Raw genomic sequence first — 6,478 nt, forward strand, 5'->3', positions numbered from 1 at the left:
CACTTAAGGACGGAACATGAGCAAGCTGCGCGTGGCGGTCCTCGGCGCCCGGGGCCGCATCGGCTCCGAGGCGGTCAAGGCCGTCGAGGCCGCCGAGGACATGGAGCTGGTGGCGGCCCTCGGCCGCGGCGACAAGCTGGAGACGGTGGCCGAGGCCGGCGCCCAGGTCGTGGTCGAGCTGACCACGCCCGACTCCGTCATGGAGAACCTGGACTTCCTCGTCCGCCACGGCATCCACGGCGTGGTCGGCACCACCGGCTGGACCGAGGACCGCCTCGGACAGCTGAACACCTGGCTGGCCGGCTCTCCGGGGACGGGAGTGCTCATCGCCCCGAACTTCTCCATCGGCGCCGTCCTCACCATGAAGTTCGCGTCCCAGGCCGCCCGCTACTTCGAATCCGTCGAAGTGGTCGAACTGCACCACCCGAACAAGGTCGACGCGCCCTCCGGCACGGCGACCCGTACGGCGCAGCTCATCGCGGCCGCCCGCGCCGAGGCCGGCCTCGGCGCACAACCCGACGCCACCACCACCGCCCTCGACGGCGCCCGCGGCGCGGACGTCGACGGGGTTCCGGTGCACGCGGTGCGCCTGCGGGGCCTGCTGGCCCACCAGGAGGTACTGCTCGGCAGCGAGGGCGAGACCCTCACCATCCGTCACGACTCCCTGCACCACAGCAGCTTCATGCCGGGCATCCTGCTCGGCGTACGCCGCGTGACGCAGACCCCGGGCCTCACCTTCGGCCTGGAAAACTTCCTCGACCTCGGCTGATGAGGCAGTAGTCCCATGCGCGCGAAGATCACCTACTTCATCACGGCCGCCGTCCTGGTCGTCTACTTCGTCCTGGTCGGCAGCCGGGGCCTGATGCTGCTCCGGCAGGGCACCTGGATCACCGTCACCTTCGGCGTGGCCGTGCTGATCCTCCCGGTCATCGGCGTGTGGTTCCTCTGGAAGAACACCCAGTTCGTCACCCGGGCCAACCAGCTCGCGACCGAGCTGGAGGCCGAGGGCGGCCTGCCGGTGGACGAGTTGGAACGGGACGAGTACGGCCGGATCCTGCGGGACTCCGCCGACGAGGTCTTCGCGCGCCGCAAGGCCGAGACCGAGGACGCGCCGGGGGACTGGCGCAGTTGGTTCCGCCTCGCCGTCGCCTACCACGACGCCCGCGACACGCCGCGGGCCCGCAAGGCGATGCAGCGCGCCATCGCCCTGCACACGGGAAAGCCCGCACGGGTCTGATCCCCGTACGGGCTTTCCGGCGGCGACGCCCGGCGCGTCAGGCCGGTACGGGCCGGTACTCCTGCGCCCACGCCTCCAGCGCCCCGGCGGCCCGGTCGAAGGCCTCGCCCCGGGACAGGAAGTCGGCGTTGTGGTCGGTCAGCAGCACCGGCAGCTCCGAACCGGAGCGGCCGGCCACGGTCAGCGCCTGACCCTGGACGGTCCGGGGAAGGCCCAGCCAGCGCACCGGCTGCTGGACCGTCCGGATGGAGTCGATCTGGCTCCAGGCGATCGAGCGGGTCCGGAAGAACCCGACCCGTCGCAGCCCGTGCGGGCTGACCCAGACGCCCGTACGGAGCATCCGCAGCGCGGAGCCGACGACGACGAGCGAGGCGGCCAGGGCGATGCCCGCCCCCAACCACGTCCCGGCGAAGGCGATGATCATCGTGGCCAGCAGCATGAAGGCCGCCAGCAGGAGCAGGACGGCCGAACCGGCCACCCGCCAGGGACCGGGCCGGTAGGGCCGGCGCCAGCGCTCCGGATCCGCGTGGGGGAGGGCTTCGTCCTCATGTGCGTCGAAAACGCCGTCGGCCGTCAAGAAGGGCAGGGGCACGGCAGGACCTCACTCACGTGCACGTTCGATTGGGCAGTGCCCGTGAGGCTACCGTCCTTCGGACGCCTGGGACTGCTGCGCCTTCCCGGTCGCCTCGTACGGCTGCAGTGCGGGCATGCCGAAGAGCAACGAGCCGACGAGCCCCGCCACCACGGTCAGTCCGACCAGACTACGGGCGGCCAACTGGGTCTTGCTCAGACGCTCGCGCGGCGGCGGAGTGACGTTACTGCGGAAACGGTCGGCCTCGGCGACGAAGGCGAACGGGACGGGTTCGCGCCGGCGAAACATGGGAGCGACTCTCCTCACGATCAGGGCCCGGAGGCCGGGGGGCGGGACGGAACGGGTTCTCCCTGTAGGACGTACGAACTCCCCGATCGGTGCCTGAAATCGGGACATCAACCAAAAAACTTGGCATCCCGTCAGCTGTTCGGGGGACCCCGGCGCCCCCTTCGGCTGCGCGGGGACCCACCCCGCGCGCCGTAGAGTGGGCCCGCCCCAGGTAAGACCGTTCGGAAGGACCCCGTGTGAGCGAGACCGCTGCTTCAGACCTGAAACCCAGCTTCCGTAGTGAGGTGACGGTGGAGCTGGTGAAGCACTCCGCCGCCGACTCCGACGTGCTGTGGGCAGCCCGCGTCTCCACGGCCGGCGAGCAGTCCCTGGAGGAGCTCCAGAAGGACCCGGAGCGCTCCAAGGGCCTCATCAACTACCTGATGCGCGACCGCCACGGCAGCCCCTTCGAGCACAACTCGATGACCTTCTTCATCAGCGCCCCGATCTTCGTGTTCCGCGAGTTCATGCGACACCGCGTGGGCTGGTCCTACAACGAGGAGTCCGGCCGCTACAGGGAGCTCCAGCCCGTCTTCTACGTCCCGGACGCCGAGCGCAAGCTCGTCCAGGAGGGCCGCCCCGGCAAGTACGTCTTCGTCGAGGGCACCGAGGCCCAGCAGGAGCTGACGGGCCGGGTCATGGAGGACTCGTACCGCCAGGCCTACGAGGCGTACCAGGAGATGCTGGCGGCGGGCGTGGCGCGCGAGGTCGCCCGTTCGGTCCTGCCGGTCGGCCTGTTCTCCTCGATGTACGCCACCTGCAACGCCCGCTCGCTCATGCACTTCCTCGGTCTGCGCACCCAGCACGAGCTCGCCGCGGTCCCGTCCTTCCCGCAGCGGGAGATCGAGATGGTCGGCGAGAAGATGGAGCAGCACTGGGCGCAGCTCATGCCGCTGACCTACGCGGCCTTCAACGGCAACGGCCGCGTTGCCCCGTAAGGCTCGATGCACGAGCGGCGTACACATGTACGGAGACAAGTCCCAAGTGTCCGTATTGCGGCGTTTCGTAAAGTTCATCTAGGCTGATCAAACGGACCCGGCACTGCTTGAACCCCCGAGCAGGCAGTGCCGGGATCCAACAACCCCCGGGGGCCGCGACTCGGAGGTTCCCCCTGTTGACGTCACCCGAGGGGACACCGCGAGCGTGGCAGCGAGTAGCGTGTTACCCATGGCTCCGATCTCGACTCCGCAGACCCCCTTCGGGCGGGTCCTCACCGCCATGATCACGCCGTTCACGGCGGATGGCGCACTTGACCTCGACGGCGCGCAGCGTCTCGCCGTCCATCTGGTGGACGCAGGCAACGACGGCCTGATCATCAACGGCACCACCGGTGAGTCGCCCACGACCACCGACGCGGAGAAAAACGACCTCGTACGAGCCGTACTCGAGGCGGTCGGCGACCGCGCCCACGTCGTCGCCGGCATCGGTACGAACGACACCCGCCACACCCTGGAGCTGGCCCGCGAGGCCGAGCGCACCGGCGCCCACGGCCTGCTCGCCGTCACTCCCTACTACAGCAAGCCGTCCCAGGAGGGCCTGCGCCGGCACTTCACGGCCATCGCGGACGCGACCGGGCTGCCGGTCATGCTCTACGACATCCCCGGCCGCAGCGGCGTTCCGATCAATACCGAAACCCTGGTCCGGCTGGCCGAGCACCCCCGTATCGTTGCCAACAAGGACGCCAAGGGCGACCTCGGCCGCGCCGGCTGGGCCATCGCACAGAGCGGCCTGGCCTGGTACTCGGGCGACGACATGCTGAACCTGCCGCTCCTGTCGATCGGCGCGGTCGGCTTCGTCTCCGTCGTCGGCCACGTGGTCACCCCCGAGCTGCGCGCCATGCTCGAGGCCCACCTGGGCGGCGACGTGCAGAAGGCCACCGAGATCCACCAGAAGCTGCTCCCCGTCTTCACCGGCATGTTCCGCACCCAGGGCGTGATGACCACCAAGGGCGCACTGAACCTGCAGGGTCTGCCCGCGGGCCCGCTGCGACTCCCGCTGGTCGAGCTGTCCGCCGAAGAGACGGCCCAGCTCAAGATCGATCTTGCCGCGGGTGGGGTACAGCTCTGACAACAGACTTCACAACTCAATAAGCAAGACCACGAAGACGAACGCAAAGTGCACGAATGACATGCGCGCCACGTGCCTTGAGGGGTACGTGGCGCGCGTGGTGAAGGAGAAACTTTTGAGCCACCCGCACCCTGAACTCGGTCCGCCGCCGAAGCTCCCGAAGGGCGGCCTCCGGGTCACCCCGCTGGGCGGTCTCGGTGAGATCGGCCGAAACATGACCGTCTTCGAGTTCGACGGTCGCCTGCTGATCGTCGACTGCGGCGTCCTCTTCCCCGAGGAGGAGCAGCCGGGCATCGACCTGATCCTGCCGGACTTCACGTCCATCCGGGACCGCCTCGACGACATCGAGGGCATCGTCCTCACGCACGGCCACGAGGACCACATCGGCGCCGTCCCGTACCTCCTCCGGGAGAAGCCGGACATCCCGCTGATCGGCTCCAAGCTGACCCTCGCCCTCATCGAGGCGAAGCTCCAGGAGCACCGCATCCGCCCCTACACCCTTGAGGTGAAGGAGGGCGAGCGCGAGGGCCTGGGCCCGTTCGACTGCGAGTTCATCGCCGTCAACCACTCCATCCCGGACGCCCTGGCCGTGGCCATCCGCACCGGCGCCGGCATGGTCGTCTGCACGGGCGACTTCAAGATGGACCAGCTGCCGCTGGACAACCGTCTGACCGACCTCCACGCCTTCGCGCGGCTGAGCGAGGAGGGCATCGACCTCCTCCTCTCCGACTCCACGAACGCCGAGGTCCCGGGCTTCGTCCCGCCGGAGCGCGACATCTCGAACGCCATCCGCGGCGTCTTCGCGAGCGCGCAGAAGCGGATCATCGTGGCCTCGTTCGCGAGCCACGTGCACCGCATCCAGCAGATCCTGGACGCCGCCCACGAGTACGGCCGCCGGGTCGCGTTCGTCGGCCGTTCGATGGTCCGCAACATGGGCATCGCCCGTGACCTGGGCTACCTCCGGGTTCCGGCCGGCCTCGTCGTCGACGTCAAGACCCTCGACGACCTGCCGGACGACGAGGTCGTGCTGGTCTGCACGGGTTCGCAGGGCGAGCCGATGGCGGCCCTGTCCCGCATGGCCAACCGCGACCACCAGATCCGGATCGTCCCCGGCGACACCGTGATCCTGGCGTCGTCCCTGATCCCGGGCAACGAGAACGCGGTCTACCGCGTGATCAACGGCCTGACCCGCTGGGGCGCGAACGTCGTGCACAAGGGCAACGCCAAGGTGCACGTCTCCGGTCACGCCTCCGCCGGCGAGCTGCTGTACTTCTACAACATCTGCAAGCCGCGGAACCTCATGCCGGTCCACGGCGAATGGCGCCACCTGCGCGCCAACGCGGAGCTCGGCGCGATGACGGGTGTCCCCAAGGACCGCATCGTCATCGCCGAGGACGGCGTGGTCGTCGACCTGATCGACGGCAAGGCCCGCATCTCGGGCAAGGTCCAGGCCGGCTACGTCTACGTCGACGGCCTCTCGGTCGGCGACGTCACCGAGGCCTCCCTCAAGGACCGGCGCATCCTCGGCGACGAGGGCATCATCTCGGTCTTCGTCGTGGTGGACAGCACCACGGGCAAGGTCGTGACCGGCCCGAACATCCAGGCCCGCGGCTCCGGCATCGAGGACTCCGCCTTCGCGGCGATCCTGCCGAAGATCGAGGAAGCCATCGCGCGCGCCGCCGCCGACGGCGTGGCCGAGCCGCACCAGATCCAGCAGCTCATCCGCCGCACCATGGGCAAGTGGGTCTCGGACGGCTACCGCCGGCGCCCGATGATCCTCCCGGTCGTGGTCGAGGTCTGACCTCGCCCGTAGCGACCACACCGGAGCGGGGCAACCGGATTTGCATCCGGGGGCCCCGCTCCAGTACGTTTACGTCTCCACCTCGCAGGGCCCCGAGCACACACGTGCGCCCGGACCGGCCTGCGAGCGGGTGGGATCGAAGACCCGGGGAAACCTGATAAAGTCTGATCCGCCCGAAAGGGAAAGGCCCTCCGAAGGCCATCGGAATTCAAATCGGGTCGGAAACGACACGGAAATGAATCTGATAGAGTCGGAATCGCCGGAAAGAGAAAGCGCGAAAGCGCAGGATCTGGAAAGCACCGAGGAAATCGGGCCCGAGAGAGTCTGATAGAGTCGGAAACGCAAGAACAACAGAACGAAAGCCCGGAGGAAAGCCCGAGAGGGTGAGTACAAAGGAAGCGTCCGTTCCTTGAGAACTCAACAGCGTGCCAAAAATCAACGCCAAAAGTTGATA

The 6,478-nt window shown here is 68.5% G+C and carries 8 protein-coding genes; 5 read left to right on the forward strand and 3 right to left on the reverse strand.

The features are described 5' to 3' along the window. Window positions 1–16: 16 nt before the first annotated feature. Window positions 17–769, forward strand: a complete 753-nt coding sequence (gene dapB, locus ACFVS6_RS29915; protein WP_389708679.1) for a 4-hydroxy-tetrahydrodipicolinate reductase — start codon at window positions 17–19, stop codon at window positions 767–769. A 15-nt stretch (window positions 770–784) separates the two neighbouring features. Further along, window positions 785–1,237 (forward strand): hypothetical protein, encoded by a 453-nt coding sequence (locus ACFVS6_RS29920; RefSeq protein WP_389708681.1) that lies wholly within the window; start codon window positions 785–787, stop codon window positions 1,235–1,237. 37 nt (window positions 1,238–1,274) lie between these two features. Here the strand turns inward: ACFVS6_RS29920 and ACFVS6_RS29925 are convergent, their stop codons facing one another. Continuing rightward, window positions 1,275–1,829: a PH domain-containing protein gene (locus ACFVS6_RS29925; protein ID WP_389708683.1), complete on the reverse strand. Its 555-nt coding sequence runs from the start codon at window positions 1,827–1,829 to the stop codon at window positions 1,275–1,277. A gap of 48 nt (window positions 1,830–1,877) precedes the next feature. Next, window positions 1,878–2,117 carry a hypothetical protein gene (locus tag ACFVS6_RS29930; RefSeq protein WP_389708685.1) on the reverse strand — a complete coding sequence of 80 codons (240 nt, stop codon included), beginning with the start codon at window positions 2,115–2,117 and terminating at the stop codon, window positions 1,878–1,880. Between the two features lie 236 nt (window positions 2,118–2,353). Here ACFVS6_RS29930 and thyX point away from each other — a divergent pair, with 236 nt between their 5' ends. The 3 genes from thyX to ACFVS6_RS29945 all read left to right on the forward strand — a co-directional run bounded on the left by thyX (window position 2,354) and on the right by ACFVS6_RS29945 (window position 6,024). Further along, a complete protein-coding gene (thyX, locus tag ACFVS6_RS29935) occupies window positions 2,354–3,094 on the forward strand; it encodes an FAD-dependent thymidylate synthase (protein ID WP_389708687.1) in 741 nt (246 codons plus the stop codon). 229 nt (window positions 3,095–3,323) lie between these two features. Continuing rightward, on the forward strand, window positions 3,324–4,223 hold the full coding sequence (dapA, locus tag ACFVS6_RS29940; RefSeq protein WP_389708688.1) for a 4-hydroxy-tetrahydrodipicolinate synthase: 900 nt from the start codon (window positions 3,324–3,326) through the stop codon (window positions 4,221–4,223). A gap of 115 nt (window positions 4,224–4,338) precedes the next feature. Next, window positions 4,339–6,024, forward strand: a complete 1,686-nt coding sequence (locus ACFVS6_RS29945; RefSeq protein WP_389708690.1) for a ribonuclease J — start codon at window positions 4,339–4,341, stop codon at window positions 6,022–6,024. A 208-nt stretch (window positions 6,025–6,232) separates the two neighbouring features. On the opposite strand, the gene ACFVS6_RS29950 is transcribed toward ACFVS6_RS29945, so the two are convergent. Further along, a partial coding sequence (locus tag ACFVS6_RS29950) for a hypothetical protein (protein WP_389708692.1) occupies window positions 6,233–6,478 on the reverse strand: 246 nt, incomplete at its 5' end.

This window comes from Streptomyces sp. NPDC057939, assembly GCF_042887545.1.
Lineage (GTDB): Bacteria > Actinomycetota > Actinomycetes > Streptomycetales > Streptomycetaceae > Streptomyces.